The following is a 12,776-nucleotide window of genomic DNA, read 5'->3' on the forward strand; positions in this document are numbered from 1 at the left end:
TAAATCCGCGGGTCGATTATCAGCGGCTATCACGGCCGAACGGGCCACACACCGTGAGACGGCGACCCAGTCCCGGCGGAGATGAGAACCTTCAAGACGGCTAGCGGCCAACGCCTGAATGCACCCGCGCCCGGGTGGCTTAGCTGGACATAGCGCCGCACTCATAGGGTCTCTCGACTCATGCGGCACTTCCACCGTCATGACCCAGGGGCGCTCGTCACGCCCCGGACCTGGGCCATGCGGAGATCGAGGGTTCGGAGCCCTCCCCGGGCATACCTATACCAACGATATTTTCGGGTAGCGACGCTGAAAGCATAGTCTTTGCCGGCGTACGGTTTAGCCGGTCAACGTTCGATAGCCAGTGACTCGTGACGGTCTTGCAGTACGTTGTTGCTTCGACGGTGTGTCGAGTCGGACTAGTCGCATCTCGGTCCCAGCGTGGAGGATCGTGTATTCTCGTCCGGACCGCTCGAGGGTTTCGTTCGCCACCAGAGCGTAAGTACCGCCGGGTTCAGTCGCTAATTCAGCTGGCGTTACGCCCTCGTAATTTCGGTCTGCAAAGAATGTGAACGTCCAGATCTTCCCGAATCTAGGGACGATGGCTATCGTCGCGCCGGGAGGGGTCACCTCGTTCGCCGTCCGGCCGAGCTCCTCCGTATCGGTGAACTGTGGTTGGCTATTTCCGGCCGGCGGAGTGCCGACCACGGTGGCAATCAGAAGCACAGAGACCAACAAGGCGACCGTGACGCGCTCGACTTGCCAGTCGCCAGTGGTTCGCTCAGGTTCCGCCAGATCGACGTAGTATGGAAAACAGACGACCGTGGCGAGGCCGATACTGAGGATGAGTCCCGCCACCGACACACCGGTCATTGCGAGAAGAGTTATCAGCCCGATGCCGAGACCGGCCCCCGCGAGGACCGAACCGCTGGCCGCGTCGCTAACGGCCAGTCCGATGAGGAGCGCGCAGGGGACGAACATCGACATGATATACCAGCTATGGTTTCCGGTGACTGCAAAGAACCCGAGCGTTGTCGTCGCCCACCAGATGAGTAAGAGCGGCCCGGCAGTTCTGCCGGACCGCTTGCCGGAGAGAACTGTCCCAGCGGCCGCAGGTAACAGCAGGTACGTCCACGGGCCAAAGAACTCCGGAAACTCCGCGAAATACGGATATCGCATGAACTCGAACAACGTCCCCGACGAGGTGGCGAACGACTCTCCAGTGGCCCGCTGGAGGACCTGTTGCAAAAAAATCTGGTAGAGGAACTCATCTCCGTACTGGGACCACGCGTACACCGGCCACGGCAGTACGACCGCAACGGTTAATCCGACCATCTTTGCGCTGTCTCGAGAGAGAAACATCTTGACACGAGACAGGGCGAGCGGCGCACTGGCGATTACAAAGATTCCCGCGTTGAAACTTTTGGTCAACAGGGCGAGACCAGCAACCACTCCAACGAATGGGAGTAGTGAGGGACGATCCTCGGTGAGTGCTCGCCATGTGAGGTATAGAAACAGCGTTCCGAAAAACAGCAGCGGAACGTCCGTACTCGCAGTCCGTCCACCGTGATCTCTCAGGACGATAATCGGCGTCGTGAGCAGAACTGACGTGGCGACGACCCCCGCCAACCGATCTCTCAGCACGGCACCGAACCGATACACCACCACACCCGAGAGGACTCCGAAGAGACCGACCGGCAACCGAGCTGCGAACCTCGTGACACCGAACACCGACATCGAAATGCCTTGAAGCCAGAACACTAACGGTGGCTTTTCGAGAAATGGTTGATACCGGACACCTGGTTTCTGTGGATGGATGTACAGGTGTGGAACGAGCCAATCACCGTTCACGACCATGTTCCGGGCAACGTTCGCGTAAATACTCTCGTCCCATCGCGTGAGTGGTTCCACTCCAATATTGTAAACAAACACGTACAGGCCGAGAGCGACGAGTGCGGCAATGATCCCGTAATCGACAGTTTCTATACGCTCTTGCTCACGGAATATGGTGGTATCTGGCCACGGGAGACGTTCCTTGTTGAACCACTGGGTTCGATTACCTCCCTCGGTGATCGAAGCAGACCTTTGTGCGAGGAAGTCATCGGTTGCGGTCTTTCCTGTCTTTGCTCTCTTCGTCGGACTTTGGGTCTCACGTGACTTCGAGTTGGGAGTATCTGCCGCTCGCTCCGTTTCGATAGCGTCGATAAACTGTGTCACGGCCTCCTCGTCGGCCGAAGTCCACTCGGCCTGGGGATCGAATTCTTTCGCCACTCGCGATATCGCTTCCTCGACACGTTCGTCTTCGATGTCGTGTTCGTCTCCAATACGACGGAGGTATTGCCGTCCCGTCTCACCCGACTCACGTGTTAGACCAGTTCGTTGTACGATTTGCTCTATTTTGGGATTAGACATCGCTGGCTCCTTCGAGTACGTTCCACGTGAACAGGCACTCCGCGACGTAATTTATCGTCATCCCGACACCGATCCCAATCGTGTTTGCGACGACCGGCCAGACATCGAACCCCTTGAATACGAGTGTGATAGCTACGACGCTTGTCAAGACGTACAACGTCGCGAAAGCCACGGTGAGCCCGACGATCCGGACACAGTGAGATTTCTGCCACCGTCTGATGCTTGACCCCGCATCGGAACGACCCTCATTGGCAAACGTCCAGCGGTCGTTGATCACGAACATCGTCGAGATAGACAGTTCCGCGCCGGCCGCCTTCGCCAGAAGGGGACTGATTCCAAATGCACCGGCGAGTACTGCCACGACAGCGGTCTCCAGCGTTGCCCCGATAACGCCGACGGAAGCGAACCGACCAATCCGTGCCCGATGGAGGAGGGAATCGAGCCGGAAGCTAATCGCCATCGTTCCCGATCTTCATGAGTTTCGAGTGATCGGTAGGCGTCGCGTTCCGGTGTCTCGGACTCGTTGCAATTGCGTCGGTACGGCGTTTTACATCCACGAGTGCGGTCGCCAATTCAAGCGATGTCGCAATCGGATCAACTGTCGAATCGGGGTGGTCTTCCCAGTCGACTGGGACTTCGGCGATCTCGTATCCGAGCGAGCCCGCGACACTAACGAACTCGAGATCCCACGCGAAGCCGGGTTCGTAGCAGTGGTGTCCGATTGAACTCCACGCGTCTGCCAGGACGGCCTTCGCACCGCATTGATAATCACGACAGTTTGTCGGGAGCACTGTTCGTGCTGCGAACGCGAAGGCGTCTCCGAGTAACTTCCTGATGACTGTCTGATGGGCGACGATGTGAGACGACGGATGCCGCCGAGAAGCGATACTGACGTCGGCTGTCCCTGCTTGACACTGGCGGATCACGTCGCGAAGTGAGTCAGGCGGCACAGATCCATCCGCGTCCGCGAAGGCAAGAATGTCGGTATCGACGGCATCAAAGCCGGCCATTATTGCCCCGCCTTTTCCGCGGCGGGTGGTAGCGACGTTGACCACGTCGGCAGTCTGTTTGAGTTGGTTGATATGCGTCTGGCGAGGCGTATCTAGTTCGACACGGATCGTTTGCGGCACAAGTTCGTCACGGATCGACTGGATGTACCGCTCTAACGTGAGGATGTCCGGGTCGTACGCGGGGATGACGATCCCCACTGAGTCATTGGTGTCCATCGCGCCCCCCCAGTGATAGAGATCTCATCGTTCGAATTGTTAGATAAACAGACTCTTTCAAAAACGTACTCCTATTGGTATTTTAATAATATTAGGTGTCGGTCATGTCTATCACTTCTGTGGCGATAATGGGAAAGAGCGGCACTAGAATAGTTGGTCTCCAATATGTTGTAAATTGGATTGTACCGGGACATCTGCCATGTAAATTGGCTCAATACCTGACTCCGAAACCAGTAAGTGACAAATGGCTATCGATCTGTGGATGCTCAACAACCGATCTAGAAGACAGTTAGATCTCTCGTGGCGATATCTCTTCGGTGACCGAAGGTGACGTTGTCCATCGTCCCCGGGGAGCCGCCGTTGACCGCGGTGGGTGACTCGGGATTGACGATGGGTCTTTTCGGGTACTCGACGCTTACCGGTCGGTACCGGCCGTGGCTCGGCGGGATGTCGGGGTCCGTGACGCAGCGGACGACGTAGTAGGTGGCTGGCGCCGTGACCGCGAAGACGGCGCTGATCGCACCGGACGTCTGCGGGGCGGTCCCGGCGAAGCCGACGCCGAGTCGCGTCTCTGTCCCGTCCATCGCCTGACTGTCGACGCCACTAGACCCGGCGGCGGGTGGCGTATCACCCCGCTGTCGCCCGCAAATCGGTCGCTGTTCGGCTCGACACACACACACACACACGCAGTCGCGATCGGCTTTGGAGGGCCCGGTCGGCCGCCGACGTGCGTTCGGCGTCTGCGAGGCACGTTCTCGTCACTCGGTCGGTTACCATGTCCGTCCCCTCTCCGGGGGAGTCCGTATACCAACGGTCGGTCACAAAGTTGTCCGCTCAAGGGATGCCGCTGCCAGGGAACTCCTGAAACACCGACTCGAAGTCGTTGATCTCCTCGACCACGGCGTCGGTCTCCTCGCGGAGTTCGTCGACACGTCTGCTCACGGTACGGTACTCGTCGCTCGCCTCGAGTTCGACGGTGCTCTTCTCCGTTTCCAGCGTCGCCTTCTTCGAGGCCATCGCGAAGTACTGCTGAATCCGTTCGTCGTAGGTCGTCCGCGCGAGCATCTCCGTGACGGTCTCGAGCAGTTCGCTCCGCGAGACGGGCTTCGTCAGGTACTCGTCGAACGGCATCTCGACGATGTCGAAGTCCGGATCGACCGCCGTCACCATGACGACCGAGCACTCGACGGCGCGGCGCTCGATGGTGTCGAGGACCTCGTCGCCGGTCATACCCGGCATCTGGCGGTCGAGGAAGACGACGTCGACTTCGTCGTCGAGCCGATCGAGCGCGTCCGCTCCGCTGGTGGCCGTCCGGACCTCGTGGTCCGACACCAGCCACGCCGAGTACAACTCCGCGATGTCGTGCTCGTCGTCGACGACGAGGACCGTTGCGCCCTTCGTACCGTCACTCTCGTGCACTGTTGTCCCTCCCTCTCAATCGCCGTGATGGCTCTCTTGACTTCTGGGTAACACGTCGATATAAATCCATGCGGTAAATTATCAGATGTGATTTTCTACGGCGCCACGACTGGCGCTCTGGGCTGCCGCGTCGCCGGCCGAGAGGTTAACATCGGGGCGACCCAAGAGACTCGCAATGGTGACACCCTCCGGGCCGTGGTCGTTGGCGGAGACGGAGCGGTTTCTCGACGAGGCGACCGTCCCCATCCGCCTCGGCTGTCGAACGCCGGCGGACCGACCGTGGATGCTCTCGCTGTGGTATCGGTTCGCCGACGGCGTCTTCGAGTGTGCCACTGGCGCGGACGCGGCGGTCGTCGACTACCTCGAGTACGACCCCACGGTGTCGTTCGAGGTGTCCACCAACGAACCGCCCTACCGCGGCGTCCGGGGGAACGGAACGGTTTCCATAACTGCCGACGAGGACAAAGAACTCCTTAGGGACCTCCTACAGCGGTACCTTGGCGGGACCGACGCGCCAATCGCTGACCGCCTCCTCTCGCCCGACCGGCAGGAGGTGCGACTCGCGATCGCCCCCGACCGCCTCCACACCTGGGACTACAGCGACCGGATGTGACCAGTGGGCGTCCGAGCGACGTGAGACGGACAACTCAACCATGGACTCAGACCCAACGAAGCTCAGATCGCTCGCCATCAGCGCACAGGACCTCGTCGCGGCTGCCGAAGCGACTGCCGACGGCTCCGACGCGGTGTTGCGCGTGACGCCGCCGTTCAGCGGACGCATGCGTGCCCGGTTGCACCTCGTCCAGTCGGGCGACGCGGACGACGACACGATTCACCTCGCACCGTCGACGCTGCTGGTCGACGACGCGCCCGCCTATCCCACGCCCGACGACACCGCCGACGAACTCCGCGACGACGACGCCGAGACCTACTCGGTCGAGCGGCACCGCGCGTACCACGAGCAGCGCGTCGAGGCGTGGCGCGAGTCGCTCCCGTCCCACGTCGTCGACAGCGTCACGCCGCCGGCAGTCGGCCACGAGGTGACGGTCTCGCTCCTCGGTCCCTGACCGCGATTCCGTGTCGGCGATCCCGACCGAGATGAGAACGCTGTGCGTTCGACGGCCGTTGCCCCGCGAGACCGGCCAGGAGCCGTCGATAAAACGTCTCCTCACTTCTCTGCTCGTCGTGAAATGTGCAGTTAGTCAGTAATTGCCCGTGAAACGTCTCGAAACGGCTGGAAGGCTCTGGTACTTATAAGATATCTCCAGTAGAAACGTCGGACACAGCCCTCGCATGTCAAGTTCGTCAGCCCACGAATTGCTCGCCCTGCTCGACGCGGCCCTGCCGCGTCTCGACGCGTCAGTCGTCTCCGCCGTCCGCGGTGTCGCCTTCTGGACGGCGATCGCCCTCCCCTTCCTCTACGTCCCGCTCCTCGTCTCCGGCCTGAACACCGGATCGACCCGAGCGGCCTTCGTCGCGCTCGTCGCCTGTAACGCGGTGGCGCTCTACGTCGGTCACACCCACCGGGGAGAGTGAGACGCCGACGCGGTCCGTTCCCGATTCGACCGACAGCGTCCGTCGTCGATAGTCTCAATTGAAACGATTGACACACCGATCGGACTGCAATCGTGCGATCGGGCGTACACTGACTTCCAACGGCTACGATAGCCCAACGAGTCTTGACCGTCGAGCCCATCGGTCGGATATGGACGAGCGCACGGGTCGGTTCCGGGTCTACCGCGTCGTCGAGGCGGTTCCGCACATCAATCTGTTCGACACCGAGGCGACGCGGCTCTACACGGTGTACCAGTCTGGCTACGGCGAGCGCCAGTCGACCGTCGACGCCCTCCGGACCGGCGACTTGGTCGAGGCGACGCTGGGCGGTGACCCCGCAGACGCCGAGGAGGCGTGGTCACTGCTGGCCGTCGAGCGCGTCGACCGCGTCGCCATGGACTTCGCAGTCGACGCCGAGCCGCCGCCAGAGGCGACCGAATGCTGGGAACAGGGTCTCGACCGCCCCGCGAGCGTCGTGCTCACTGAAGGCGGCGAACCGGTCGGCGAGTGCTTCGTCCAGCCGCGCGGGCCGCTCCCCGGCGGCGCCTTCGTCCCGAGCGTGCTCACCGGACTCGTCCCGATGGAGGACCTCCTGACCGAACTGCCCAGTGCGGGCGCGCCGCCGACCGACGCCGTCTTCGTCGACCCCGATCCGCCGGACGCCGACGCGTACTCGCTTCCCTACGGCGTCGCCGCGCTGTTCACGGCCGACGCCGACGAGCGACTCGCGGATTTCAAGGACCGCTACGACCTGCCCGACGCGGGGGACACGCGGCCCGCGTACGACCCGTACGGTATCTGAGCGCCGTCAGTTTCGCGACGGACCGGTCCGGCGCTACAGCGTGATGACGACCGGAACGGGAACGAAACACAGCATCCCGAGGACGAACGTCAGCAGCCCGACCGCCCAGCGGCCGGGTCCGAGTCCGGTCTCGTCGACCGGTCGCGCCGATCCCAGCCGGCCGAAGACGAGCGCCAGCAGCCCCCAGAACGCCCACACGCCGGCCGCGCGACCGCCCTCGAAGGCGACGAGGTAGCCAGCGAGGCCGAACATGGCGAGCGGGACGGCGATCTGGACCGCGGAGAGGCGGTCGCCGAACAGCGACCGGGCGACGTGCGCCCCGTCCAGTTGCCCGACGGGCAGGAGGTTCAGAAACGTCACGAACGCCCCGACCCAGCCGCCGATGACGACCGGGTTCGGCGACAGGAGCGGGTTCGCGTACGTCAGCGGCTCGCCCATCGCCGCAGCGACGCCCTGCAACAGGAGTGGGTAGCCGAGTTCGACGTGCGTGACGAGGCCGCCCGACAGCTCGACCGGCGGGAGCGTCACGCCGACGGCCGTCACGACGACCGTCGCGGCGAGGCCGGCCAGCGGCCCGGCGACGCCGATGTCGAACAGCGCCTTCCGGTCCGGGATGGTGTCGTTCATGCGGATGACCGCGCCGAGCGTCCCGAGCAGGTTCGGGAACGGCAGGAAGTACGGCAGGCTCGCCTCCACCTGGTGGTGGCGGCTCATGACGTAGTGGCCGAACTCGTGGACCGCGAGGATGCCGAGCGCCGCCGCGGCGAACGGCCACGCCGCGAGCAGCGCCGTCGGATCCTCTGTCACGGACAGCCCGTACCAGCGGGTCCCGGCGTACAGCGTCGAGAGCAGCGTGAGGACGGCGAACGCGACGTTCGTCCAGGGAACGCCGTCGACGCCGAGCGAGCGCTCCCGCGCGACGAGAACGTGCTCGCCCGTCTCCTCTTTGAGCGCGACGCGGTAGCCCCGTCGCCGGAACGTCGGTGCGACGCTGTGGAGGACCTGTTCGGACTCGGCCACCGGTTCACCGTAGTACCGCACGCCGTCGTCGGCCGACATGTCGACCTCGTACACGCGGAAGGTGTCGGCGAGCGTCTCCGGATCGGGGAGCTCCGGCGGCGCGGACTCGGTCGCCATTACCTCCTGTTGGTGTTCTATCGGTTTGAACCTGTTTGCCACGCGCTGCCCGCGTTCGCAAGCCGAAGACTCAAGCCGGAACCCGTGCTATCTATTAGCATGAGCGTAGCGGGACTGTGCGAGCTCTGCGGACGCCCCGACGTGGATCACGGCTGTGATCGGTGCGGACAGCTCGTGTGCGACGACCACTGGAACGAAGACACCGGCCTGTGCGTCGAGTGCGCGGCCGAAGCCGGTCGACCGGACGACCGACGAGTACCGGAGGACGCGCCGGACGGCGTCGACACGTACCGCTTCTGAGCTACCGGAACTGGTTCAGCCGCTGTTTCAACTGTTTGGCCGACTGGCCTGCGGCGTCGAAGAACGCGTCGCCGGCGTCGCCGCGACCGCCTCGGGTAGCCGCGTCCTCGCCGGCGAAGATGATGCCCCGCGAGGAGTTGACGAGGCCGACGCCGTCGGCGAGTCCGTGTTCGACCGCCGCCTCCGCGTCGCCGCCCTGCGCGCCGACGCCGGGGACGAGGAACGGGATGTCGGGGACCAGTTCGCGGATTGATTCGAGTTCGTCGGGGTTGGTCGCGCCGACGACGAGGCCGACGTTGCCGTTGCGGTTCCAGAGGTCAGCGAGGTGGACGACGCGCTCGTACAGCGTCTCCCCGGAGGCCAGTTCGAGGTCCTGTAAGTCCTCGCCGCCGGGGTTCGAGGTGCGCCCGAGGACGAACACGCCCTTCTCGGCGCGCTGGAGGAACGGTTCGAGCGAATCGCGCCCGAGGAAGGGATTGACGGTGATGGCGTCGGCGGCCGGCCCGTGGTTGTCGTCCAGTGCACGAGCGTACTGGCGCGCGGTGTTCCCGATGTCGCCGCGCTTGGCGTCGAGCAGCACCGGCACGTCCTTCCCGTGGGCGTAGGCGATGGTCTCTCGGAGCGCCCGCCAGCCGTCCGGGTCCTCGTAGAACGCGGCGTTCGGCTTGTAGCAGGCGGCGTGCTCGTGGGTCGCGTCGATGATCCGGCGGTTGAACTGCCAGCGCGGGAGGTCGGCGTCGCGGACGGCGTCGGGTAGTCGGTCGGGGTCGGGGTCCAGCCCGACGGAGACCACGCTATCGGCGGTCTCGATGCGGTCCGCGAGGCGGTCGAAGAAGCGCATAGGTACCGCGCGGACCGGCAGCGACACAAGCGTTTCCTTCTCGACGTCCCACGTGGGCGGAAAAATCAGATATGATACTGATTCCCCCTGTCTATTTGCGGGGTCGTCTCCAAAGCCGCTCATGGACCGTTTCGTGGATGTCGGTCACGTGGCTGAGACCCTGCCCGATCTGACCGCGGCGCTCGCGGATCCGCGGCTGCGGCGATTCGGGCTCACGGGCGGCGTCTCGCTGGTCGGCGTGGGTGCGCTGCTGTCGCTCGCGCCGACGACCGGAGCGTGGGCGTTCTGGTCGAACGCCGTCGCCGCGACGCTCGTGTTCATCGGCGTCCCGCTGCTCTGTCTCGGCCTGGCCGCCCCGGACCCCGACCCCGGGTCACTGTTTCACCTCGGTATCGACCTGACGGAGACCCAGCGCCGCGCCGTCGCGGCCGGTTCGCTCTGTGTCACGCTCACGCCCATCGTCCTCGCGATCGGGACCCCGCTCGGTCTCCCGGCGCTGGTCCTGGTCGTCGCGGCCACGTCGGCGGTGTTCGGGACCGTCCTCATCCTCACCGGATTCGTCGCGTGGACGGCCGCGACGCTCGCCGAGCCGACCAGCCATAGTAACAATTGAAACGATTGACATACCGATCGCACTGCCGTCGTGCGATCGGGTGTGCATTGACTTTCAATGGCCACTATAGGCGTCGAGCGTCTCGACCAGTGCGTCCACCAGCCCTTTTACCGCCGCGCCGCTGTGTGCCACGAGCGTGTCCCCCTCGACGGTCACGTCGTCGCGGTCCGGGACGCCGCGGATGTCGGCCCGCACCGTCAGTCGGGCCGTCGCCGGCGTCACGCGGACGACGGCCACCTCCGATTCGCCGTGCGTCACGCGGTAAGCGACCGCACCCTCGGGCGTGGGTTCGACGTCGGTGTCCGCGTCGACGATGGCCACGTCGGCGAGCGCCCCGCGTTCGAGGCCGGTGAGTTCCGAGGCCAGCAACTGCGCGATTCGCCGCCCGTCTGTGATGCGGTCCTCGACCATCAGAGGTCCTCCCGCGCCTCGGCGGCGATGTCGGCCACTTCGACTCCCTCACTGCGGGCGTAGACGACGGCGGCGGCTTCGAGCGTCACGCCGACCTCCGACTGGAGGGCGTTGATGCCCGCGACGGCGGTCTGCTTCTCGATGCCGGCCTCGACGACGGCGTCGAGCACCCGCTCGAACGTCGAGCGGGACTGCAGGATCTCCTCGCCGGGGGCGAACCCGTCGGGAATCTCCGTCCCGCTGGCGTCGAACCCGACGACGAGGTCGTCGCCCTCGCGGTCGACGAGACCCTCGCTGGCCGCCACGTCGACCAGCGTCTTGGCCTGGTCCGGCGAGAACCAGTTCCGGTCGAGCGACAGCGCGACGACGAACTCGCTCTCGGCCATCCGGTCGGTCCCACGCTGGCGAAACGGGGCGGCGACGGCCGTCTTCAGACTCATCGTCAGGGTGACCGGGCGGCGCGAGGGTAACGATTACGATGCCGCCCGCGAGTCCGCATCGAACGGTTCAAGTAGCTACTGGGTCTTCCCTCCCGTATGAAAGACCAGGGACGCTCCCCTCGCAAGCGTACAGGCGGTCGCCGACGACCGAACCACAAGAAGAAGAAGCACGAACTCGGCAACGAGACCACCGAGACGCAGGTCGGCGAGCAGCGCCTGAAAGTCGTCGACGCCCGCGGCAACACGCAGAAAATTCGCGCCGTCTCCACCGACGTGGCGAGCGTCGCTGACGGGGCCGACACGACCGAGGCGACCATCGAGAACGTCGTCGAGAACCCCTCGAACCCCAACTACGCCCGCCGGAACATCATCACGAAGGGCGCCATCGTCGACACCTCGGAAGGGCAGGCACGCGTGACCTCCCGACCCGGGCAGGACGGTCAGGTCAACGCCGTCCTCGTCGAGTAATCCGAACCGCTGACTTCTGCCGCTTCGCACCGTGAACAGCGACGGCTACGCCTCGTCAGGACTACAGCGGTCGCTGTCGCCCACTCACGGCCGCGGCGCGGCCTTTTGCAGGGCGCTCTCTGCGATGTTGCCGCCGTAGTCGGCGGTCCGCGACAGCGAGTCGACGACGCGACCCAGCAGCTGTGCGCTCTGGGGGTCCTGCTCCCTGACTCGACTGTCGACCTCGCGGGCGGTCTCGTCGACGGCGGGGATCCGGGCGCGGGCGTCGTTGGCGAGTTCGACCGCCTCGTCCGAATCGTCGGTCAACAGCGCGTCCATCGCCTGCTCCGAGACCGACGTGGCCTCGTCCGCGAGTTCGTCGAGCAGGTCGGCGGTCTCGCCGGTGATCTCGCCGGTCTCCTGTGCGAGGCCGGCGATCTTGGTGGCGTGGTCGGCGATGCGTTCGAGCTGGCGGGCGCTCGACTGGTAGTCGAAGACGGTCTCGCGGGGGAAGCCGATTTCGTTGGCGGCGGTTGGATTCCGGAGGACGGTGCGGAAGACGCGCGAGACCATGTACCAGAGGCGGTCGACGTCGTCGTCGCGCTGCATCACGTCTTGGGCGAGGTCGTCGTCGTCCTCGATGAGGGCCTCGACGGCGTCGGAAAGCATGGTCAGCGAGACCAGACGCATTCGCGTGATGGCGTTGAGAACGGAGAGTTCCGAGGAGTCGAGCAGGTCCTGCAGGACGACCCGATCCGAGGTCTCCTCGATCATTTCGAGGCCGACGAGGCCCTGAGTGGCGTCGCGGATGACGCGGCGCTGTTCGGCCGTGATGCGAGCGGCCTCCAGACGGATGATGTCGAAGCCGCTGACGTACATCGTCATCACCGCGCGCGTGAGTTCGTGACGGTTCTCGATGCCGGTGATGTCGAGCGACCCCTCGACGTGGTCGTTCTCGCGCTGTGGCGAGGCCAGCAGCAGGTCGTCCTCGGCGTAGAACTCCACGACACTGCCGGCGCTTACGTCGTTCTCGGTCGCCCACTCCTTGGGGAGCGAGACGGTGTACGTGGACCCGCCCGTCAGTTGGACCTTCCGTGTCTCCATATTGCTACTGATATTCACTCTGGGTGCATAAAAGGGTCTGTAACTATATACCGGAACTGTCGTCCAGATTCGA

The 12,776-nt window shown here is 64.3% G+C and carries 17 protein-coding genes and 1 tRNA gene; 8 read left to right on the forward strand and 10 right to left on the reverse strand.

Annotated elements, in window-relative coordinates:
• The first annotated feature begins 128 nt into the window (after nt 1–128).
• A tRNA-Met gene (locus GM656_RS06970) sits at nt 129–273 on the forward strand.
• A 63-nt stretch (nt 274–336) separates the two neighbouring features.
• On the opposite strand, the gene GM656_RS06975 is transcribed toward GM656_RS06970, so the two are convergent.
• The 5 genes from GM656_RS06975 to GM656_RS06995 all read right to left on the reverse strand — a co-directional run bounded on the left by GM656_RS06975 (nt 337) and on the right by GM656_RS06995 (nt 5,054).
• Nucleotides 337–2,409, reverse strand: a complete 2,073-nt coding sequence (locus GM656_RS06975; RefSeq protein ID WP_162412943.1) for an ArnT family glycosyltransferase — start codon at nt 2,407–2,409, stop codon at nt 337–339.
• Nucleotides 2,402–2,869: a GtrA family protein gene (locus GM656_RS06980; protein WP_162412944.1), complete on the reverse strand. Its 468-nt coding sequence runs from the start codon at nt 2,867–2,869 to the stop codon at nt 2,402–2,404. Before GM656_RS06980 ends, GM656_RS06975 begins: the two co-directional genes overlap by 8 nt.
• On the reverse strand, nt 2,859–3,635 hold the full coding sequence (locus GM656_RS06985) for a glycosyltransferase family 2 protein (RefSeq protein WP_162412945.1): 777 nt from the start codon (nt 3,633–3,635) through the stop codon (nt 2,859–2,861). Before GM656_RS06985 ends, GM656_RS06980 begins: the two co-directional genes overlap by 11 nt.
• 278 nt (nt 3,636–3,913) lie before the next feature.
• Nucleotides 3,914–4,219, reverse strand: coding sequence for a hydantoinase B/oxoprolinase family protein (locus GM656_RS06990; protein WP_162412946.1), 306 nt, complete (start codon nt 4,217–4,219; stop codon nt 3,914–3,916).
• A gap of 250 nt (nt 4,220–4,469) precedes the next feature.
• On the reverse strand, nt 4,470–5,054 hold the full coding sequence (locus tag GM656_RS06995) for a response regulator transcription factor (RefSeq protein ID WP_162412947.1): 585 nt from the start codon (nt 5,052–5,054) through the stop codon (nt 4,470–4,472).
• A 175-nt stretch (nt 5,055–5,229) separates the two neighbouring features.
• On the opposite strand from GM656_RS06995, the gene GM656_RS07000 reads away from it, so the two are divergent.
• From GM656_RS07000 to GM656_RS07015, 4 genes are all read left to right on the forward strand, one after another.
• The gene (locus GM656_RS07000; protein ID WP_162412948.1) at nt 5,230–5,667 is read left to right on the forward strand and encodes a pyridoxamine 5'-phosphate oxidase family protein; all 438 of its coding nucleotides are present in this window, start codon (nt 5,230–5,232) and stop codon (nt 5,665–5,667) included.
• A 40-nt stretch (nt 5,668–5,707) separates the two neighbouring features.
• Nucleotides 5,708–6,121 carry a hypothetical protein gene (locus GM656_RS07005; protein WP_162412949.1) on the forward strand — a complete coding sequence of 138 codons (414 nt, stop codon included), beginning with the start codon at nt 5,708–5,710 and terminating at the stop codon, nt 6,119–6,121.
• Nucleotides 6,122–6,347: 226 nt separating this feature from the next.
• A complete protein-coding gene (locus tag GM656_RS07010) occupies nt 6,348–6,590 on the forward strand; it encodes a hypothetical protein (RefSeq protein ID WP_162412950.1) in 243 nt (80 codons plus the stop codon).
• Between the two features lie 169 nt (nt 6,591–6,759).
• A complete protein-coding gene (locus GM656_RS07015; RefSeq protein WP_162412951.1) occupies nt 6,760–7,410 on the forward strand; it encodes a hypothetical protein in 651 nt (216 codons plus the stop codon).
• Nucleotides 7,411–7,443: 33 nt separating this feature from the next.
• On the opposite strand, the gene GM656_RS07020 is transcribed toward GM656_RS07015, so the two are convergent.
• A complete protein-coding gene (locus GM656_RS07020) occupies nt 7,444–8,547 on the reverse strand; it encodes a site-2 protease family protein (RefSeq protein WP_162412952.1) in 1,104 nt (367 codons plus the stop codon).
• 99 nt (nt 8,548–8,646) lie between these two features.
• On the opposite strand from GM656_RS07020, the gene GM656_RS07025 reads away from it, so the two are divergent.
• Nucleotides 8,647–8,847 (forward strand): hypothetical protein, encoded by a 201-nt coding sequence (locus tag GM656_RS07025; RefSeq protein WP_162412953.1) that lies wholly within the window; start codon nt 8,647–8,649, stop codon nt 8,845–8,847.
• 1 nt (nt 8,848) lies between these two features.
• Here GM656_RS07025 and pyrF read toward each other — a convergent pair whose 3' ends face one another.
• Entirely contained in the window at nt 8,849–9,688 is an 840-nt protein-coding gene (gene pyrF, locus GM656_RS07030; protein WP_162412954.1) for an orotidine-5'-phosphate decarboxylase, read from the reverse strand.
• A 121-nt stretch (nt 9,689–9,809) separates the two neighbouring features.
• On the opposite strand from pyrF, the gene GM656_RS07035 reads away from it, so the two are divergent.
• Nucleotides 9,810–10,301 (forward strand): hypothetical protein, encoded by a 492-nt coding sequence (locus GM656_RS07035; RefSeq protein WP_162412955.1) that lies wholly within the window; start codon nt 9,810–9,812, stop codon nt 10,299–10,301.
• Between the two features lie 54 nt (nt 10,302–10,355).
• Here the strand turns inward: GM656_RS07035 and GM656_RS07040 are convergent, their stop codons facing one another.
• A complete protein-coding gene (locus GM656_RS07040; RefSeq protein ID WP_162412956.1) occupies nt 10,356–10,712 on the reverse strand; it encodes a hypothetical protein in 357 nt (118 codons plus the stop codon).
• Nucleotides 10,712–11,152 carry a DUF2240 family protein gene (locus GM656_RS07045; RefSeq protein ID WP_162412957.1) on the reverse strand — a complete coding sequence of 147 codons (441 nt, stop codon included), beginning with the start codon at nt 11,150–11,152 and terminating at the stop codon, nt 10,712–10,714. Before GM656_RS07045 ends, GM656_RS07040 begins: the two co-directional genes overlap by 1 nt.
• Nucleotides 11,153–11,248: 96 nt before the next feature.
• On the opposite strand from GM656_RS07045, the gene GM656_RS07050 reads away from it, so the two are divergent.
• Nucleotides 11,249–11,620: a 30S ribosomal protein S8e gene (locus tag GM656_RS07050; protein ID WP_162412958.1), complete on the forward strand. Its 372-nt coding sequence runs from the start codon at nt 11,249–11,251 to the stop codon at nt 11,618–11,620.
• 84 nt (nt 11,621–11,704) lie between these two features.
• Here GM656_RS07050 and GM656_RS07055 read toward each other — a convergent pair whose 3' ends face one another.
• Nucleotides 11,705–12,703 carry a phosphate uptake regulator PhoU gene (locus GM656_RS07055; RefSeq protein ID WP_162412959.1) on the reverse strand — a complete coding sequence of 333 codons (999 nt, stop codon included), beginning with the start codon at nt 12,701–12,703 and terminating at the stop codon, nt 11,705–11,707.
• Between the last annotated feature and the right edge of the window lie 73 nt (nt 12,704–12,776).

This window comes from Haloarcula salina (assembly GCF_010119195.1).
Classification (GTDB): Archaea; Halobacteriota; Halobacteria; order Halobacteriales; family Haloarculaceae; genus Haloarcula; species Haloarcula salina.

Coding starts and splice junctions, on each gene's coding strand:
- GM656_RS06975 (WP_162412943.1), bottom strand. CDS start 2,409: ATGTCTAATCCCAAAATAGAGCAAATCGTACAACGAACTGGTCTAACA.
- GM656_RS06980 (WP_162412944.1), bottom strand. CDS start 2,869: ATGGCGATTAGCTTCCGGCTCGATTCCCTCCTCCATCGGGCACGGATT.
- GM656_RS06985 (WP_162412945.1), bottom strand. CDS start 3,635: ATGGACACCAATGACTCAGTGGGGATCGTCATCCCCGCGTACGACCCG.
- GM656_RS06990 (WP_162412946.1), bottom strand. CDS start 4,219: ATGGACGGGACAGAGACGCGACTCGGCGTCGGCTTCGCCGGGACCGCC.
- GM656_RS07000 (WP_162412948.1), top strand. CDS start 5,230: ATGGTGACACCCTCCGGGCCGTGGTCGTTGGCGGAGACGGAGCGGTTT.
- GM656_RS07005 (WP_162412949.1), top strand. CDS start 5,708: ATGGACTCAGACCCAACGAAGCTCAGATCGCTCGCCATCAGCGCACAG.
- GM656_RS07010 (WP_162412950.1), top strand. CDS start 6,348: ATGTCAAGTTCGTCAGCCCACGAATTGCTCGCCCTGCTCGACGCGGCC.
- GM656_RS07015 (WP_162412951.1), top strand. CDS start 6,760: ATGGACGAGCGCACGGGTCGGTTCCGGGTCTACCGCGTCGTCGAGGCG.
- GM656_RS07020 (WP_162412952.1), bottom strand. CDS start 8,547: ATGGCGACCGAGTCCGCGCCGCCGGAGCTCCCCGATCCGGAGACGCTC.
- GM656_RS07025 (WP_162412953.1), top strand. CDS start 8,647: ATGAGCGTAGCGGGACTGTGCGAGCTCTGCGGACGCCCCGACGTGGAT.
- pyrF (WP_162412954.1), bottom strand. CDS start 9,688: ATGCGCTTCTTCGACCGCCTCGCGGACCGCATCGAGACCGCCGATAGC.
- GM656_RS07035 (WP_162412955.1), top strand. CDS start 9,810: ATGGACCGTTTCGTGGATGTCGGTCACGTGGCTGAGACCCTGCCCGAT.
- GM656_RS07040 (WP_162412956.1), bottom strand. CDS start 10,712: ATGGTCGAGGACCGCATCACAGACGGGCGGCGAATCGCGCAGTTGCTG.
- GM656_RS07045 (WP_162412957.1), bottom strand. CDS start 11,152: ATGAGTCTGAAGACGGCCGTCGCCGCCCCGTTTCGCCAGCGTGGGACC.
- GM656_RS07050 (WP_162412958.1), top strand. CDS start 11,249: ATGAAAGACCAGGGACGCTCCCCTCGCAAGCGTACAGGCGGTCGCCGA.
- GM656_RS07055 (WP_162412959.1), bottom strand. CDS start 12,703: ATGGAGACACGGAAGGTCCAACTGACGGGCGGGTCCACGTACACCGTC.